The organism is Micromonospora sp. NPDC005171 (assembly GCF_040608575.1).
Taxonomy (GTDB): Bacteria; Actinomycetota; Actinomycetes; order Mycobacteriales; family Micromonosporaceae; genus Micromonospora.
On sequence record NZ_JBEXIM010000001.1, the window covers coordinates 524,942 to 541,265 of the forward strand.

A 16,324-nucleotide genomic window follows, 5' to 3' on the forward strand; every position below is an offset into this window, starting at 1 on the left:
GCGCGTCGGCCTCAGCCGCGTAGCTCCGGCAGCAACCGCGTCGCCACGTCCACCAGGATGGCCTCGTCACCGGCGTACCAACTGCTGGCCCGCGGCCAGTGCGTCACCACGTCGGTGAAGCCCAACTCGGCGGCCCGGCCGACCTGATCGGCGAAGAACTGGGCGCTGCTGAGCGAGAAGACCGGCGCCGCGTCCAGCGAGAGATAGCGGTCAAGGCTCGCCGGATCGCGGCCGGCCTCGTCCAGGGTCCGGTCCATCCGCGCGGACAGGGCCGACACGCTGGCCCACCAACCCGCCAGGTCGTTGTCGTCGCCGGTGCCGGTGGTCACCCACCCCTGACCGAAGCGGGCCACCAACCGCATCGACCGTGGCCCGTTGGCGGCCACCACGAACGGCACCCGAGGCTGCTGCACGCAGCCCGGGTTGTTGCGGGCGTCCACCGCGGTGAACCAGTCGCCACGCCAGGTGGTGCGGTCCTCTCGCAGGATCAGATCCAACAACTCGGTGAACTCGGCGAATCGGTCGACCCGCTGACGCGGCGGCAGCGTCTCGCCGCCCAGCACCGCCGAGTCGAAGCCGATGCCACCCGCGCCCAGGCCGAGCAGTAGCCGGCCGGCGGAGACGTCGTCCACAGTGGTGATCTGCCGGGCGAACGCGGCCGGGTGCCGGAAGTTCGGCGACGCCACGAGGGTGCCCAGCCGAATCCGCGAGGTCACCGTGGCGGCGGCGGTCAACGTGGCCATCGAGTCGAACCACGGGCCGTCGACCAGGTCACGCCAACCCAGGTGGTCGTACGTCCAGGCGTGGTCGAAACCCCACTCGTCGACCTGCCGCCAGCGACGCTGCGACTCCGCCCACCGCTGGTCCGGCAGGATCACGATGCCAATCCGCATGATCGCCACCCTAGCTGGGCCGGTGCGAGCGCGGAATTTTTAGATCCACCGCTGTTGCCGGCCCGTACCCTCCGGTGGTGCCCACCGAAGCAGCTTCCCCCCGAGTGTCCCCGGCTCGCCGGACACGCCGGATCCGCATGATCCGTACGGTGGCGTTGCTGGTCGGGGTGATCGTTCCGTCACTCGTCCTCCGCGAGCTGATCGAGACCCGATTCGGCCGCGGGCCGCTGGCCGACCTCAGCGCGGTCGCGGTGCCGATGGCGGCGACCGCGTGGCTCGCGCCGTACGCCTCCTACCGGCGACGCGACGCCCTGCTCTGGCTGGTCGGCCCCGGCGTCTACGTCTTCGCGGTGATCGCCTGGCGGGTGGCCCTCGCGCCCTACCGGGACTGGAGCCCACGCCCGGAGGAGAAACCCCGGATGCGCTGGTCACGCGACCCGGAACACGCCGGGGCGTGGCTGCTGACCGGGCCCGACGGTGACGCCCGTCACACTTCCTCCCCGGTAGGGACATCGCGTTCGGCTCCGACCCCTCGGGGAGCGGCACCCAGGCGGGGTGTCGCCCGAAGGAGGGACCAAGCGCGATGACGAAGGTGACCGCACAGGTGTCGGTGTCCGTGGACGGCTTCTACGCCGGCCCACGGTTCGACGGGAACGGCGACTGGATGGACTCGGCGGAGAGCGCGAAATTCTTCCGGGTCACCAGGTGGGCGACCGAAGCGGCGGCCTGGCGGGAACGGCAGGGCTTCGCCGGCGGGGAGCAGGACACCAACTCCGAGGTGATCGCCGAATCGTTCGGCGCAGCTGGCGCGTACGTGATGGGGCGCCGGATGGCCGACGTGGGTGAGATCCCGTGGGGTGCGGAGCCGCCGTTTCGCGCGCCGGTCTTCGTCGTCACCCACCGCCCTCGCGAGCGGCTGCTGAAGGAAGGGGGCACCAGCTTCACCTACATCACCGACGGCGTGGCCAGCGCCGTCGAGCAGGCGCGCGCCGTGGCCGGCGGCAAGAACGTCGCGGTGGCCGGGGGCGGCAGCCTGGTGCGGCAGGTGCTCAAGGCCGGCTTGCTCGACGAGTTGGAGCTGCACGTCGTACCCGTCGTGCTCGGCACCGGCCTGCGGCTCTTCGACGCGGACCTCGCCCTGGGCGAACGGGAGGCGATCGAGCTGACGCCGACCCGCGTCCTTGCCACCCCCGAGGTGACCCACATCCGGTACGTGGTGCGCGGTCGCGCCCCGCTCGTGCTCGACGACCGGGGCAGCGGAGGCGGCCCGACTGTCACCGCGATCTGAATCACGGCCCATCGAAGAAGGTAGGAGACCCCATGTCACAACTGCTGCGGGTGCAGTGCTTCAACGTTTCGCGCGACGGGTTCGGCACCGGGGAGGGGCAGAGCCTGGAGCGGCCCTTCGGCCACGCGGACCCCACCCCGTTGTTCTCCTGGCGTTCAGCCACCGCCAGCTTCGTGTATCGCACCGAGCCGGGCGGCACTCGTGGGCTGGACGACTACCTGACCCGCGACGCCGAGTGCAACATCGGCGCCGAGATCATGGGTCGCAACAAGTTCGGCCCCCAGCGTGGCCCATGGGAGAACCATGAGTGGCAGGGGTGGTGGGGGGACAACCCGCCGTTCCACACACCGGTCTTCGTGCTCACCCACCACGAACGCCCGTCGTTCACCCTGGCCGACACCACATTCCACTTCCTCGACGCCAGCGCGGCCGAGGCGTTGGCCCGGGCGAAGCAGGCGGCCGCCGGTCGGGACGTACGCCTTGGGGGTGGGGTGGCGACCATCCGCGAGTTCATCGAGGCCGACCTGGTCGACACGATGCACTTCGCCGTCGCGCCCGTCGACCTCGAACGGGGTGAGCGTCTCTGGGACAGCCCCGACGAACTGCTCGACCGCTTCCACCTCGAGTCGGTGCCCAGCCCCAGCGGAATCACCCACCTCCTGTTCTGGAGACGATGACCGCGCTGCTGCCCGGCAGCGTCGTCTACAGCCGGGCCAGCACCAGCAGACGGTTGCCGTCGGGGTCGGTGACCCGGGCGGAGCGCTCACCCCAGGCCTGGTCGACCGGCTCCTCGGTGACTGTCGCTCCGCCTGTCCGCAGCGCGCCCACGGCCGCATCGCAGTCGTCGGCGTAGACGCACAACTCCCAGCGGTGCGAATTGGCCGGCTCGCCAGCCTCCGGGTTGGCGGCCAGGCCGAGCTCGCTGCTGCCCAACCGCAGAGCGACGAACTCCGGGGCGCCCTCCTCCGGGAACCGGTAGGTCAGCTCGAAGCCGACCACGTCCCGGTAGAACGCGATCAGTCGTGGCAGGTCAGGTGTCGTCACGATCGGAAAGGCTTCGGTGAACACGGACCACCTCCAAGCCGGACCCTAACGGGTGCCGAGGTCCGACAGGAACCACCACCGTCGATCCCGGCAGGTGTCATCATCTGCCGGCCTGACCCGGCCCGGCCTCAACCACCACCAGCAGGTCTCCTGGTGGCGGCGGCGCCGGCTGACCGAGCGCCTGGAGGCGCAGCCCACCGACCGGCCCGGAGACGGCCACTCCGAGGCGACCGCGCTGCGGCTGAGCCTGGTGAACACGCTGCGCGGGCTCACCCCCCGTCAGTCGGGCGCGCTGACAGCCGCCCGAAATGAGATGCGAACGGACTGACACACCTGTTGGATCTCGACATGGCGCATGAGCTTGTTCGTCCTCGGAAAGCACGCCCGGGTGACCACCTCGCGGTCCTCTCCCCGTCCTTCGCCGCGGCCGGTGCCTACCCGGCGATCCACGAGCAGGCCATGCGACGGCTTGCCGACCTGACCGGCCTCGTCCCGGTCGAATACCCCACCACCCGCCAGGTGGGTGCGAGCGCGGCAGCGCGGGCGGCGGACATCAACGCCGCCTTCGCGGACCCCCAGGTACGCGGCATTCTCGCCGTCATCGGCGGCGACGACCAGATCACTGTCATCCCCCACCTGGACGCCGACCTGGCCCGAGCCGACCCGAAGCCGTTCCTGGGCACCAGCGACAACACCAACCTGCACCACTGGCTCTGGGGCCTCGGCATCGCCAGCTTCTACGGCGGGTCCTCCCAGGTGCACCTCGGCCCCGGGCCTGCCGTCGACGACATCCACGTCCGGTCGCTGCGAGCGGCACTGCTCACCGGGGAACGGCTGGAGATCACCGATCCGGGTGAGTCCGAGGACATCGGCATCGACTGGGCAGACCCGCAGGCGTTGAAGTCCTTTGGAGAGCGCGAACCGACGGAGCCGTGGAGTTGGTACGGGCCGCCCCGCGCGGTCACCGGCCCCACCTGGGGTGGCTGCCTGGAAGTCATCCAGTGGATCCTGACGGCGGGACGCTTCCCGTTTTCCCCGGAGGTCCTGCAGGGTGGGGTGCTGCTCATCGAAACGTCGGAGGAGCTTCTCCCCGCCCGTGAGGTCGGCTGGATCCTCCGATCACTGGGTGAACGCGGCTTCCTCAGCGCCGTCGACGCGGTCCTGGTCGCCCGTCCGCCGGTCTCCGACCACACCCGTCGACCCCCGGCCGCCGACCGGGAACGGCTTCGCGAGCAGCAGCGCGACACGGTGGTCGACGTGGTGGGCCGCTACAACCCCGAGGCGGTCGTCTGCGTCGGCGTTTCGTTCGGTCACACCAGACCGCAGTGGATCCTTCCCCACGGCGGCCCGGTCACCGTCGACGGCGTGGAACGCCGCATCTTCGCCGACTACCGGTAGGGGATCTCCGCCAGTTGCAGAGGGCGGAGAAATCACGTGGACCGGCACCGATCGTGGTTGGAAACTGCGGGGATGGAACCGACACAGACCGCCCTCATCGTGCCGATACCCGAGGCCGAGGAGGCGGTGGGCCGCTTCCGGGCATCGCTCGACCGGGCCGCCGGGTGGGGCGTGCCGGCGCACGTGACCGTCCTCTACCCGTTCCTGCCCCCGCAGCAGATCGATGAGCAGGTCATGGCGGTGCTGCGCGAGACCATTGCCGAGATACCGCGGTTCGACGTCGCACTGACGCACGTCGGCTGGTTTGGCGACACGGTCGTCTGGCTTGCTCCGCAGCCAGATCGTCCGTTCCGGGAGCTCACTGCGGCGGTGTGGCGGCAGTTTCCCGAGGCGCCCCCGTATGCCGGGGCACACAGCGACGTGGTGCCGCACCTGACCATCGGTCACGACGCGGCCAAGCCCACGCTGCGCCACGCAGCGGACACCGTCGCCGCGCACCTGCCGATCCACGCGACCATCGACAGGGTCCGGCTCATCGCCGGGACACCGGACGTCAGCCCTTGGCACACCGTCTGCGAATTCCCGCTGGGCGCCACAACAACTGCGCCGGCTGGCACGGGACGCGCAGCGGTCCGGGCGTGAAGTTGCGGCCCAGGTGGTGGCCACGTGGCTGGCCCGCCGGGCACTCGTGGCCCAGGAAACGTCGAAGGCCCTGACCGGAACTCACGTCCTGGCCAGGGCCTTCGCAGTGGAGCGGGTGACGGGAATCGAACCCGCACTGTCAGCTTGGGAAGCTGATGTTCTGCCATTGAACTACACCCGCAAGCGGCACCACTGTACCCGAGTCGTCGAGCCTCTGCACCCAGGTCCCCCCGGCGGCCGCACGTGTCCGCGTACCGCTCCGCGCGGCCTGGGCCGGGTTGATCCACTCGGCTTCCTGGAAGTCGGGGCATCCGAAGTGCCGGGACCACGCGATATCCCTGAAACCCAGTTGATCAACGCGGGCGGCGGGCGGCCGGCGGGCCGAGGCGTACACCCGGCGCCGGCTCCGCTGCGACGGAGCCGGCGCCGATGATCTTCCGGTCGTGGTCAGGCGGCAGTGCACTGGACGTCACGGCTGAGACGGGTCGGGCGGGTCTGCGGGACGGTCAGCGGGGCGGCCACCGCCGCCTGGGCGTTTGGGTCGAGCCAGACCCGAACGGCCGGCCGGCCCGGCGGGAGGCCCGGAATGCCCGCGATGTGCTGCTCACGGCGGGTGAGCATCGCCACGTCGACGGTGAACTCGAAGAGCCGCCAGTCGACCTGCGGCTCGGCCCGGGCGCTCTGCGCCAGGAGCGCCACCCGGACCGGATCGGTCACCGGACGGGCGCGACCCGCCACGTACGCCTCGTCGTCGCTCTCCTCTGCGGGGAACGAGTGCAGCGCGTAACGGCCGTCACGTTCGAGGTCGCGGCGCTTGGGCGAGTCGATGATGAAGCAGAACAGCCCCTCGGCGGTGATGACCGGGGAGACCGGATGGACGCGGGGCCCGCCGTCGGCACGGACCGTGGCCAGATAGCCGAAGCCCGGCCCGTATTGCTGGAGGAGAACGCGGATCCCGTCGGCGAGTCGGGGCTCGTCGGCGGCGAATTCGGACCAGGAAGCCATGTGGACATTCTATCGAACAAATGTACGAGCAGCGACCTCGACGCGCTGGTCACCGGCACCGAATCTGGCCATTTTTGGCAGCGCGGCTATGGTGGTCCGATGCTGCTCTCCGACCGCGACCTGGTCTCCGAGATCAAGGCCGGCACGCTGGGCCTGGAGCCGTTCGAGCCCACCCTGGTCCAACCGTCCAGCATCGACGTGCGACTCGACCGGCTGTTCCGGGTCTTCAACAACCACCTCTACACCCACATCGATCCGGCCATGCAGCAGGACGACCTGACGTCGGTGGTCGAGGTCCCCGACGGCGAGCCGTTCGTGCTGCATCCGGGGGAGTTCGTGCTCGCCTCGACGCTTGAGGTCATCTCGCTGGGTGACCAGCTCGCCGGCCGGCTGGAGGGCAAGAGCTCCCTGGGCCGGCTCGGTCTGCTCACGCACTCCACTGCCGGTTTCATCGACCCGGGCTTCTCCGGTCACGTGACGCTGGAGCTCTCGAACGTGGCGAACCTGCCGATCACCCTCTGGCCGGGCATGAAGATCGGGCAGCTCTGCATCTTCCGGCTCTCCTCGCCGGCCGAGCACCCGTACGGCTCGGTGGTCTACGGCTCGCGCTACCAGGGCCAGCGAGGGCCGACGCCCAGCCGCGCCTGGCAGCACTGGCGCACCTGGCCAACCCGCTGATACCAGAACGACGAGGGCCCGCCGCGACGTGATCGCGACGGGCCCTCCGGTCACCCGGGGTCAGCCTGGGCGGCCGTAGCTGTGGATCGGGCCGTCGTCGACCTTCTTCATCTTGATCGGTTGGCCGGCCTGCGAGGCGTGCACCACCCAGCCGCCGCCGACGTACATCCCGACATGGTGGATGTCGCTGTAGTAGAAGACCAGGTCGCCGGGGCGCAGGTCGCCCCTGCTGACGTTCTTGGTGACGCGGCTCTGCGCGGCGGCGTTGTGCGGCAGCGACACACCGGCCTTCGCCCAGGCGGCCAACATCAGCCCGGAGCAGTCGTACGAGTTCGGGCCCTCGGCACCCCAGACGTAGGGCTTGCCGATCTGCGCGCAGGCGAATTTGACGGCTGTGCCCGCTGCGCCGCCGGGGTAGCTGCCCGGGCAGGGCGCCGGGCGCAGCGGACCCCCGCCGCCGTTGCCGTACACCTTGAGGCGCAGCTTCTGTAGGCGGTCGATCTCTTCGTTGATCTGCTTCTTCTTCGCCGCCAGCTGGGCTTCGGTGCGGGTCAGCTGGGCCACCATCTCGTCCAGCGGCGCCTTCTGCGCGGCCAACTGGTCGCGCAGGTCGGCGACCTGGCGTACGTCCTTCTGCTGGTTGTGCGCGAAGCGGTCGAGCATTTCGAGCTGGCCGACCACCTCGCTGGGGGACCGGCTGCCGAGCACCGCATTGACGGTCGAGACGTTCTCACCCTTGTAGGCGCGTACGGCCAGCGCGCTGACCTTGTCCATCGCGGCGTCGACCTGGCGCTCCAGCGGAGTGATCCGGGCGGCCAGCGCGTCGGCCTGCTTGCGCTTCGCGGCGAGGTCGATCCGGGTGGCGTTGTGCCGTTCGATGATCGGTTCGAGCTTGTTCCAGTCGGCGTCGATCTGGCGCTCGATCTCGGCGACGGACGGGTCGGCGTGGGCCGCCGTGGCACTGCCGGTCAGGACGACGGCGACGCCGGCCAGCGCGGCGAGTGCGGTGGTGAAGCGGGACCAGCGTGGGCGCGGCACGATCGACGCCGGGCCGGCTGATGCCGACCGCTCGGACGACGGCCGCGGGGCATGGAGTGCCACCGGGGTTCCGTACTCCTTCTTCCTGACCGCCTACCGGGTTAGCTGACGGGTTCGGGCGGGAAGTCGGCGCCCTACCGCAGTTGCTGCGGATTCACCCCGAGGGACCTGGGTCCCCGGTTCGCTCGGAAACGACTCGGCGGTGTCGGTCCGTTACCGCCCGGGCTGGGCGGAGCTGCTGTCGGGCCGACGAATGACCAGAGTAGAGACGCCTGTTACCAATCCGCAACCCGTGCGGCCGTGACACTCCGTACCGATTGGACGAGGTCACCGACCGTGTGTGAAGAATTCTTTCTAAAGGCTTCGATAGATGGAAAGGTATTGACCTGACCTCCCGGACGGCGCGATGGTGACCTGACCTCACTCCGCGAGAATCTAGGGGGTTCGATGCACCATCCAACCCTGTCGACCGGCTGGCGCGCACTGCTCGCCGCCACCGTGGTCGCCGCCGCGACCACGGTGCCACTCTCCGTCGGCCCGGCCGCCGCCGCGCCCACCACCGACCGCCAGCAGCAGTACGCCGCCGCGGCCACCGATTACGGCGTGCCGAACGTCGTGCTGCTCGGCGTCTCCTACCTGGAGTCGCGCTGGGACACCAACGCCGGCACACCGAGCACCAGTGGCGGCTACGGCCCGATGCACCTGACCGACGCGCGGCACGTGACCGCCCTACCCGGACGCGGCCACCACGACGCCGGCGACGAGGACCCACGCGGGGACGACTCCCGTCCCAGCCGGGTGCCCGCGCCCCGACCGGTCGAGGCGCCCGCCCCGACCACCGCCGCGTTGCAGACCGTGGACGCCGCCGCCGCGCTGACCGGCGCCGCCCCCGAGGCACTGCGCACCGACGCGGTCCTCAACATCCGGGGTGGGGCCGCGCTGCTGAGCGCGTACCAGAAGGATCTGGGCGCGCCGGTCGGCACCGACACCGACCCGGCGGCCTGGTACGGCGCGGTGGCCCGCTACTCGGGCGCGGACAGCGCCGACGCCGCGGCGGCCTTCGCCGACGAGGTCTTCACCACCATCGGCGCGGGCCAGTCCCGGGTGACCGACGACGGCCAGCGGATCACCCTGCCGGCCCGCGCGGTGCAGCCCGAGCGTTCCTGGTTGGACCGGCTGGGCCTACGCCGGCTGACCCGCCCGGACGGGGTGGAGTGCCCGCGCACCATCTCCTGCGAGTGGATCCCGGCCCCCTATGAGGCGTTCGGCGACGGGGACTACGGCAACCACGATCTCTCCGACCGGCCCGCCCGGCAGAAGATTGAGTACATCGTCATCCACGACACCGAGGCGAGTTGGGCGACGACCCTGAAACTCGTCCAGGACCCGACCTACGTGAGCTGGCACTACTCGCTGCGCTCGGTCGACGGGCACATCGCCCAGCACGTGAAGACCAAGGACGTCGGCTGGCACGCCGGCAACTGGTACGTCAACGCGAAGTCGATCGGGCTGGAACACGAGGGCTTCGCGGCGCAGGGCACCTGGTACACCGAGGCGATGTACCGGACCTCGGCGAAGCTGGTCCAGCACCTGGCGCTGCGGTACGGCATCCCGCTGGACCGCCAGCACATCATCGGCCACGACAACGTGCCCGGCACCGTCGCGTCCACCGTGAGCGGCATGCACTGGGACCCGGGGCCCTACTGGGACTGGACCCACTACTTCAACCTGCTGCACGCGCCGCGACTCGACACCGGCACCCCGGCCACCGGTCTGGTCCGGATCGACCCGGACTACGCCACCAACCAGCCGACGTTCACCGGCTGCGTCACCGCGGGCGTGCCCTGCGCGCCGCGCGGCTCCTCCGCTGTGGTGCTGCGCAGCGCACCGTCGGCGGACGCGCCGCTGGTCAACGACATCGCGCTCCGCCCGGACGGCACACCGAACACGATGCTCGTCTCCGACCACGGGGCCCGGGCATCCGCCGGGCAGACGTACGCGTTGGCCGGGCGGCAGGGTGACTGGACGGCGATCTGGTACCTCGGGCAACGGGCCTGGTTCCACAACCCGGCGTCCGCGCCGACCGCCAGCTGGACCGTCGGCGTGGTGGCCACGCCGAAGCCCGGCCGAACCACGATTCCGGTCTACGGACGGGCGTACCCGGAGCAGGCGGCGTACCCGGACGGGGTGCCCTACCAGACGATATCCCCGCTCCAGTACACCCTGGCCGCCGGGCAGCGGTACGCCGTCGGCGCGGTACTGGCCGGCGAGTACTACCGGGCCAGCACGTTCGACGGCTCGTCACCCGGCGACTGGACGGTGATCCGCGGCAAGAACCGCTACGCGCAGATCCAGTTCGGCCACCGGATCATGTACGTCGACCTCGCCGACGTACAGCTGTTGCCGTCCCCGGTGGGCGCGCCCCGCTGACAACCACGACGGCCCCCGGTCGGTGACCGGGGGCCGTCGTGTCGCGCGAGGTGGATCAGCCGGGTCTGCGGAACCCGGCGATGGGCATGGTGGTGATGCTGGACACCTGTACCGGCTTGCCGGCACGTGGCGCGTGCACCATCTGGTTGTTGCCCAGATACAGCCCGACATGACTCAGGCCGGAGAAGAAGAAGACCAGGTCACCGGGGCGGGCATCGCCCCGCGAGATGGCCTTGCCCTCGTTCCACTGGTCACCCGTGTGGTGGGTGAGGTAGATCCCGGCCGCCTTGTAGGCGTACTGGGTCAGCCCCGAGCAGTCGAACGAGTTCGGGCCGGTGGCACCCCAGACGTAGGGCTTGCCGACCTTGCCGCAGGCGGTTTTGATCGCGGTGCGGGCCGCCGCGCTGACCACTCCGTTGATGGTCGGGCAGGCCGCGGTCACCACTGTGGTCTTCGGCATCGACGCCTCGAGCTTCTTGATCTCGCCGTCGATCTGCTTCTTCTTCGCCGCCAGGTCGTTCTGCTGCTTGGTCTGGGTGACGATCAGCGCGTCCAGCTTCTGTTTCTCGCCGTCGTACTTGGCCCGCACGGCCAGCACACCCTCGACCTCCTTGCGCTCCTGCGAAGCGAGCCGGTCGAGGATGGTGAGCTGCTCGGTGAGCGTGTCCGGCTTGGCGCTGACCAGCAGCGCGCCGATGTCGTGCGACGGGCCCGAGATGTAGTAGCGGGAGGCGAGGTCGCCGACCCGGTTGAGCGCCAGCTCGCTCTGCAGCGCCAGCGGCTCAATCTTCTTCTGCAGGTCCGCCGACTTCTGCCGGTTGACCTTCAGCTGCGCCCGGACCTTGTTGTACTGCTCGATGGTGGGCTCCAACTGCTCCCACTTCTTGTCGATCTGCGCCTCGATCTCGTCGACCGAGGGCGCGGCATGTGCCGGCGCGGTCAGCAGACCGGCGCCGACCGCCGCGGCAGCGACCAGGATCAGCACCCGGTGCGCGACGCGACGCAGGCCACCAGAGCGAGCAGACGCATTCAGGTCGTGACGATGAGGGGGCATGGTTGCCACCGGCACCGACTCCTTTGCAACCGACCGCCGGGCGCCTCGCGTGAGGGAAGGGCCGAGGCAGACGACCCACAGCGGTCGGTGCCCCACATTAGGGAAGCTCGGGGCGGTAATCAAGGCGGGCGCGGTAACCATCACTGTCGTGCAACCGCTTGCACACCAAGGGTATTGGCCCATCATCCAACGATTGCGGTCAATACGTCGTCGAGAGTGACCACACCGAGAGGTCGCCGCCCGTCGCTGACCAGCACCATGTGCCGCCGCTCGCGACGCATCGCCAGCAGCAGGTCGGCCAGCGTACGCTCCGGCGGCACCACCGCCAGCGGACGGTAGACGTCGGCCGGCACCGGGGATCGGCGACCCTGCCCGGCGTAGCCGAGGACGTCCTTGACGTGCACAAAGCCGAGCACCCGACGGGTCGATCGCTGCACCACCGGGAACCGGGACCGGCCGGTCCGGGTCGCCAGCACCTCCAGCGACGCCGGTGAGACGTCCTCGGCCACCGTCACCACCGTCGACCACGGTTGCAGCGCGTCCGCCGCCGTCCGCGCGTGCAGGGCCAGCGCGCCGGTGATCCGCGCGTGCTGCTCCGCGTCGAGCAGACCCTCGGTGCGCGCCTGGGAGACCAACCCGGCCAACTCCTCGGCGGTGAACACCGTCTTCACCGCCTCGGACGCCTCGATCCGCCAGAAGGCGAGCACCCGCCGGGCCGCCCATTTCATCGCGAGCAACAGCGGTTTGGTGGCCACACAGAACGCCAGCATCGCCGGCCCGAGCCAGAGCGCGGAAACCTCCGGACCGGCCAGCGTGATGTTCTTCGGCACCATTTCACCGACGACCGTGTGCAGAAAGACCACCACACCCAGCGCCAGCACGAACGCCACCGGGTGCACCGCCCGCTCCGGCAGGCCGGCCGCGTGGAACGGTGGCTCCAGCAGGTGAGCCAGCGCCGGTTCGGCGATCGCGCCCAGGCCCAGCGAGCAGACCGTGATGCCGAGCTGCGCGCCGGCGATCATCAACGGGATCTGGTTCATCGCCGACAACGCCCAGCGGGCGCGTTTCGACCCGGCTGCCAGCGGCTCGATCACCGTCCGCCGGGACGCGATGAGCGCGAACTCGCTGCCCACGAAGAACCCGTTGCCGAGCAGCAGCAGCACTGTCACCAGCAGCTCAGTCATCGTCGTCCGGATCCGCCGGGCGCAGCACCCGGACCTGCTCGATCCGGTGCCGCTCCACCTCGACCACAGTGAACTCCCAGCCGTCCGTCTCGACCGTCTCGCCGGCCAGCGGGATGTGCCCGAGCTGGGCCATCAGGAACCCGGCAAGCGTCTCGTACGGCCCTTCGGGCAGCCGGAAGCCGGTCTGCTCGGCCACCTCGTCGGAGCGGAGCACACCGTCGACAAGCACCGTGCGCTCACCGCCCGGCACGGTCAGCTCGACCGACCCGTCGTCGTCCACGCTCGCCGGGTCGAACTCGTCGGCGATCTCGCCGACCAGCTCCTCTACGAGGTCCTCGACGGTCACCACGCCGTCCGTGCCGCCGTACTCGTCGACCACGATGGCCAGGTCGGCCCCGGCCGCCTTCAGCGCGGCCAGGACGCCGTCCAGGTTCAGGCTCTCCGGCACGTACACCGGCTCGCGGGCCACCGAGCCGACAGTCGTCGACGCCCGGTCGGCCAGCGGCACGCCCAACGCGTCAGGGACAGCGGCCACCCCGGTCACCAGGTCCAGGGTCTCCTCGTACACCGGGAAGCGGGTCCGCCCGGTCCGCCGCGACTCCTCCAGCAGCTCGGCCACGGTGGCCGTGACGCGCAGCGCGACCACGTCCACCCTGGGGGTCATCGCTTCCGCTGCCCGCTTGTCACCGAAACGGATGGTGCGGCGCAGCAGCATCGCGGTGTCCGTGGGCAGCGCGCCGGCCCGCGCCGAGATGCCCGCCAGCAGGCCCAGCTCCTCCGGCGAGCGGGCGCTGGCCAACTCCTCCTGCGGCTCCACGCCGAGCGCCCGGACCAGCCGGTTCGCCGAGCCGTTCAACCCTCGGATCACCCAGCCGAACGTCCGGGAGAAGGTGTGCATCGGGCCGGCCGTGGCCAGCGCGGCCGGCATGGGCCGGGCCAGCGCCGCGTTCTTCGGCACCAACTCGCCGAAGAGCATGGAGATCAAGGTGGCCAGCGCCAACGCGAGGAACGGGGTGACCCGCTCGGTGCTGTCCCCGGCCAGCGGGCGAAGCAGCGGGGTGAAGAGGCGAGCCAGGGCCGGCTCGGCCAGGTAGCCGGTGAGCAGCGCGGTGATGGTGATCCCGAGCTGCGCACCGGAGAGCTGGAAGGAGAGTTCCCGCAACGCCGTGCGTACCGTCAGGGCGGCCTGGTCGCCCGCGGCGGCCCGCCTGTCGATCTCCGCCCGGTCGACAGTGACCAGGGCGAACTCGGCCGCGACGAAGAACGCGTTGCCCGCGGTCAGGGCTACGAAGCCGACCAGGGGCAACAGCGTCGTCAAGAGTAGGCCGTCGATGTCGCCTCACCTCGGCGAGATTCTTGCACGACGACGGCGGCCCTCAGGGGCCGCCGCCGTCGATGTTTCAGAACCCAGGGGTACGCGTCTCAGCCGCCGATCGGCGCTGTCTCCTTGCCGCCCTGCGGCTGCTCGGGCTTGACCGACCGGAGCAGCACGCGCGCCACGTCGATCACCTCGACCTGTTCGCCGGCGCCCTTGCCGTTGACCCCGTCGTTGAGCATGGTCGAGCAGAACGGGCAGCCGACCGCCACCGTCTTCGCCCCGGTGGCCATGGCCTCCTCGACCCGGTCCACGTTGATCCGCTTGCCGATCTTCTCTTCCATCCACATCCGGGCGCCGCCAGCACCGCAGCAGAAGGAGCGTTCGCTGTTTCGCGGCATCTCGGTCAGGTCGCCCGCGATGGCGTCGCCAAGGACCTCACGGGGGGCCGCGAAGATCCGGTTGTGCCGGCCCAGGTAGCAGGGGTCGTGGTAGGTGACGCTGCCGTCGACCGGCTGCACCGGCGTGAGCTTGCCGGTGGCGACCAGGTGCGCGAGCAGCTGGGTGTGGTGGACCACCTCGAACTCGCCGCCGAGCTGGCCGTACTCGTTGCCCAGGGTGTTGAAGCAGTGCGGGCAGGTCGCGACGATCTTGCGCTTGGCCTTGTCCCGGCCCTCGAACGCCTCGTTCAGAGTCTCCACGTTCTGCTGGGCGAGCATCTGGAAGACGAACTCGTTGCCGATCCGTCGTGCCGGGTCGCCGGAGCAGGTCTCGCCCTCGCCCAGGATCGCGAACTTCACGCCCGCCTCGTTGAGCAGCGTGGCCACCGCGCGGGTGGTCTTCTTGGCCCGGTCCTCGAACGCGCCGGCGCAGCCGACCCAGAACAGGTACTCGAAGTCGTCCACCTCGCCGACCCGGGGCACCTCGAAGTCCAGGCCCTTGGTCCAGTCCTCGCGGGTGTTCTGCGGGGCACCCCACGGGTTGCCCTTGTTCTCCAGGTTGCGCAGCATCACCCCGGCCTCGGAGGGGAAGCTCGACTCGATCAGCACCTGGTAGCGGCGCATGTCGACGATGTGGTCGACGTGCTCGATGTCCACCGGGCACTGCTCGACGCAGGCGCCGCAGGTGGTGCAGGACCAGAGCACGTCCGGGTCGATGACACCGCCCTCCTCGGCGGTGCCGATCAACGGCTTCTCGGCCTCGGCGAGGGCCAGCACGTCCAGGTGCGCGAGCTGCGCCTGGGTGGCCTTCTCCTCGCCGGTCAGGTCCTTGCCGCCGCCGGCCAGCAGGTAGGGCGCCTTGGCGTACGCGTGGTCGCGCAGGCTGAGCACCAGCAGCTTCGGCGACAGCGGCTTGCCGGTGTTCCAGGCCGGGCACTGCGACTGGCAGCGACCGCACTCGGTGCAGGTGCTGAAGTCCAGGAGGCCCTTCCAGCTGAACTGCTCGACGTGGGCGACGCCGAACTGGTCCTTCTCCGGGTCGGCCTCCTCGAAGTCGAGCGGCTTGCCCTGGCTGGTCATCGGGCGCAGCGCACCGAGACCGGAGCCGGCGGGCTTGGCCGGCTCACGCTTGAAGAAGATGTTGGGGAACGCCAGGAAGCGGTGCCAGGCGACGCCCATCGTGACGTTCAGCGAGATGACGATCAGCCACGTCATCGAGATAATGATCTTGATGGCCGCTGCGACGCTCACGCCGTCCGCCCAGTCGGGCAGCACCGCGCCGACGGCGTGGCTGACCGGGGTGGCCCAGAACGGGAACTCGAAATGGTCGGTGGCGACCTTGAAGCCCCGGATCACGAAGCCGAAGATCAGGACCAGCAGCACGATCCACTCGACGAAGTAGCCCTGCCACATGGTCGAGCCGGTGAACCGGGATCGCCCGCCCGGGCGGGCAGGCCGGTTGCGCAGCCGGATCGCCATCAGCACCAGGATGCCGACCAGACCCAGCACCCCGATGATCTCGGTGACCAGGCCGAAGATCGTCCAATGCCCGATGAACGGCAGACCGCCGTCGGTGGTGACCACCTCGAAGTACGCCTCGAGCACCAGCAGGGACAGCACGACGAAGCCGACCATCACGAACCAGTGGGCGGCGCCCACCACGCCCCACTTGAGCATCCGGGTGTGGCCGGCCGTCTCCACTAGCATCGTCCTGGCGCGGGCGACCTTGTCGGTGAACCGCTCCGGCGCGGGTTGCCCGAGCCGGATGACTGCCACCATCTTCAGGACCGCACGCACCGCAAGCCACACCGCCACGGCGGTGATGGCGGCCGCGAGGATCGTGGTGACGATCTGGACGCTGCCCATCGAGTTGGCCTCCCCGGTCTGCTGCCTGATGACCTCGCTCTGCTCGGTC

16 protein-coding genes, 1 tRNA gene and 1 riboswitch are annotated in these 16,324 nt (G+C 70.2%); of the genes, 8 read left to right on the forward strand and 9 right to left on the reverse strand.

The window, feature by feature from the left end:
• Positions 1 to 11: 11 nt before the first annotated feature.
• Positions 12 to 893 (reverse strand): LLM class flavin-dependent oxidoreductase, encoded by an 882-nt coding sequence (locus tag ABZU74_RS02435; protein ID WP_355417465.1) that lies wholly within the window; start codon positions 891 to 893, stop codon positions 12 to 14.
• Between the two features lie 137 nt (positions 894 to 1,030).
• Here ABZU74_RS02435 and ABZU74_RS02440 point away from each other — a divergent pair, with 137 nt between their 5' ends.
• The 3 genes from ABZU74_RS02440 to ABZU74_RS02450 are packed head-to-tail and all read left to right on the forward strand — an operon-like array spanning position 1,031 to position 2,858.
• A complete protein-coding gene (locus tag ABZU74_RS02440) occupies positions 1,031 to 1,480 on the forward strand; it encodes a hypothetical protein (protein ID WP_355417467.1) in 450 nt (149 codons plus the stop codon).
• Positions 1,477 to 2,181, forward strand: coding sequence for a dihydrofolate reductase family protein (locus tag ABZU74_RS02445; RefSeq protein WP_355417470.1), 705 nt, complete (start codon positions 1,477 to 1,479; stop codon positions 2,179 to 2,181). The genes ABZU74_RS02440 and ABZU74_RS02445 overlap by 4 nt, the downstream gene beginning before the upstream one ends.
• A 32-nt stretch (positions 2,182 to 2,213) precedes the next feature.
• Entirely contained in the window at positions 2,214 to 2,858 is a 645-nt protein-coding gene (locus ABZU74_RS02450) for a dihydrofolate reductase family protein (protein ID WP_355417473.1), read from the forward strand.
• Positions 2,859 to 2,883: 25 nt separating this feature from the next.
• On the opposite strand, the gene ABZU74_RS02455 is transcribed toward ABZU74_RS02450, so the two are convergent.
• Positions 2,884 to 3,225, reverse strand: coding sequence for a VOC family protein (locus ABZU74_RS02455; RefSeq protein ID WP_355417476.1), 342 nt, complete (start codon positions 3,223 to 3,225; stop codon positions 2,884 to 2,886).
• 94 nt (positions 3,226 to 3,319) lie between these two features.
• Here ABZU74_RS02455 and ABZU74_RS02460 point away from each other — a divergent pair, with 94 nt between their 5' ends.
• The 3 genes from ABZU74_RS02460 to ABZU74_RS02470 all read left to right on the forward strand — a co-directional run bounded on the left by ABZU74_RS02460 (position 3,320) and on the right by ABZU74_RS02470 (position 5,265).
• Positions 3,320 to 3,553, forward strand: coding sequence for a hypothetical protein (locus tag ABZU74_RS02460; protein ID WP_355417479.1), 234 nt, complete (start codon positions 3,320 to 3,322; stop codon positions 3,551 to 3,553).
• 131 nt (positions 3,554 to 3,684) lie between these two features.
• Positions 3,685 to 4,623, forward strand: a complete 939-nt coding sequence (locus tag ABZU74_RS02465) for an LD-carboxypeptidase (RefSeq protein ID WP_355418233.1) — start codon at positions 3,685 to 3,687, stop codon at positions 4,621 to 4,623.
• A gap of 36 nt (positions 4,624 to 4,659) precedes the next feature.
• The gene (locus tag ABZU74_RS02470) at positions 4,660 to 5,265 is read left to right on the forward strand and encodes a 2'-5' RNA ligase family protein (protein ID WP_355417482.1); all 606 of its coding nucleotides are present in this window, start codon (positions 4,660 to 4,662) and stop codon (positions 5,263 to 5,265) included.
• A gap of 107 nt (positions 5,266 to 5,372) precedes the next feature.
• Here the strand turns inward: ABZU74_RS02470 and ABZU74_RS02475 are convergent.
• Together ABZU74_RS02475 and ABZU74_RS02480 are read right to left on the reverse strand one after the other, a co-directional pair.
• A tRNA-Gly gene (locus ABZU74_RS02475) sits at positions 5,373 to 5,446 on the reverse strand.
• A gap of 266 nt (positions 5,447 to 5,712) precedes the next feature.
• On the reverse strand, positions 5,713 to 6,270 hold the full coding sequence (locus tag ABZU74_RS02480) for a pyridoxamine 5'-phosphate oxidase family protein (RefSeq protein ID WP_355417485.1): 558 nt from the start codon (positions 6,268 to 6,270) through the stop codon (positions 5,713 to 5,715).
• Between the two features lie 99 nt (positions 6,271 to 6,369).
• Here ABZU74_RS02480 and dcd point away from each other — a divergent pair, with 99 nt between their 5' ends.
• Positions 6,370 to 6,948 carry a dCTP deaminase gene (dcd, locus tag ABZU74_RS02485; protein WP_089018323.1) on the forward strand — a complete coding sequence of 193 codons (579 nt, stop codon included), beginning with the start codon at positions 6,370 to 6,372 and terminating at the stop codon, positions 6,946 to 6,948.
• A 60-nt stretch (positions 6,949 to 7,008) separates the two neighbouring features.
• Here the strand turns inward: dcd and ABZU74_RS02490 are convergent, their stop codons facing one another.
• Positions 7,009 to 8,049: an NlpC/P60 family protein gene (locus ABZU74_RS02490; protein ID WP_355417488.1), complete on the reverse strand. Its 1,041-nt coding sequence runs from the start codon at positions 8,047 to 8,049 to the stop codon at positions 7,009 to 7,011.
• A 13-nt stretch (positions 8,050 to 8,062) separates the two neighbouring features.
• Positions 8,063 to 8,198, reverse strand: a riboswitch (cyclic di-AMP (ydaO/yuaA leader).
• 235 nt (positions 8,199 to 8,433) lie between these two features.
• On the opposite strand from ABZU74_RS02490, the gene ABZU74_RS02495 reads away from it, so the two are divergent.
• Positions 8,434 to 10,416 carry a peptidoglycan recognition family protein gene (locus ABZU74_RS02495; RefSeq protein ID WP_355417491.1) on the forward strand — a complete coding sequence of 661 codons (1,983 nt, stop codon included), beginning with the start codon at positions 8,434 to 8,436 and terminating at the stop codon, positions 10,414 to 10,416.
• 55 nt (positions 10,417 to 10,471) lie between these two features.
• On the opposite strand, the gene ABZU74_RS02500 is transcribed toward ABZU74_RS02495, so the two are convergent.
• From ABZU74_RS02500 to ABZU74_RS02515, 4 genes are all read right to left on the reverse strand, one after another.
• Positions 10,472 to 11,470, reverse strand: coding sequence for an NlpC/P60 family protein (locus ABZU74_RS02500; protein ID WP_355417494.1), 999 nt, complete (start codon positions 11,468 to 11,470; stop codon positions 10,472 to 10,474).
• Positions 11,471 to 11,652: 182 nt separating this feature from the next.
• Positions 11,653 to 12,654, reverse strand: a complete 1,002-nt coding sequence (locus ABZU74_RS02505) for a hemolysin family protein (protein ID WP_238659890.1) — start codon at positions 12,652 to 12,654, stop codon at positions 11,653 to 11,655.
• Positions 12,647 to 13,972, reverse strand: coding sequence for a hemolysin family protein (locus ABZU74_RS02510; RefSeq protein ID WP_355417497.1), 1,326 nt, complete (start codon positions 13,970 to 13,972; stop codon positions 12,647 to 12,649). Before ABZU74_RS02510 ends, ABZU74_RS02505 begins: the two co-directional genes overlap by 8 nt.
• Before the next feature lie 104 nt (positions 13,973 to 14,076).
• The gene (locus tag ABZU74_RS02515; protein WP_355418235.1) at positions 14,077 to 16,275 is read right to left on the reverse strand and encodes a heterodisulfide reductase-related iron-sulfur binding cluster; all 2,199 of its coding nucleotides are present in this window, start codon (positions 16,273 to 16,275) and stop codon (positions 14,077 to 14,079) included.
• Between the last annotated feature and the right edge of the window lie 49 nt (positions 16,276 to 16,324).

Coding starts and splice junctions, on each gene's coding strand:
- ABZU74_RS02505 (WP_238659890.1), bottom strand. CDS start 12,654: ATGACTGAGCTGCTGGTGACAGTGCTGCTGCTGCTCGGCAACGGGTTC.
- ABZU74_RS02495 (WP_355417491.1), top strand. CDS start 8,434: ATGCACCATCCAACCCTGTCGACCGGCTGGCGCGCACTGCTCGCCGCC.
- ABZU74_RS02515 (WP_355418235.1), bottom strand. CDS start 16,275: ATGGGCAGCGTCCAGATCGTCACCACGATCCTCGCGGCCGCCATCACC.
- ABZU74_RS02500 (WP_355417494.1), bottom strand. CDS start 11,470: ATGCCCCCTCATCGTCACGACCTGAATGCGTCTGCTCGCTCTGGTGGC.
- dcd (WP_089018323.1), top strand. CDS start 6,370: ATGCTGCTCTCCGACCGCGACCTGGTCTCCGAGATCAAGGCCGGCACG.
- ABZU74_RS02445 (WP_355417470.1), top strand. CDS start 1,477: ATGACGAAGGTGACCGCACAGGTGTCGGTGTCCGTGGACGGCTTCTAC.
- ABZU74_RS02465 (WP_355418233.1), top strand. CDS start 3,685: ATGCGACGGCTTGCCGACCTGACCGGCCTCGTCCCGGTCGAATACCCC.
- ABZU74_RS02435 (WP_355417465.1), bottom strand. CDS start 893: ATGCGGATTGGCATCGTGATCCTGCCGGACCAGCGGTGGGCGGAGTCG.
- ABZU74_RS02480 (WP_355417485.1), bottom strand. CDS start 6,270: ATGGCTTCCTGGTCCGAATTCGCCGCCGACGAGCCCCGACTCGCCGAC.
- ABZU74_RS02450 (WP_355417473.1), top strand. CDS start 2,214: ATGTCACAACTGCTGCGGGTGCAGTGCTTCAACGTTTCGCGCGACGGG.
- ABZU74_RS02440 (WP_355417467.1), top strand. CDS start 1,031: ATGATCCGTACGGTGGCGTTGCTGGTCGGGGTGATCGTTCCGTCACTC.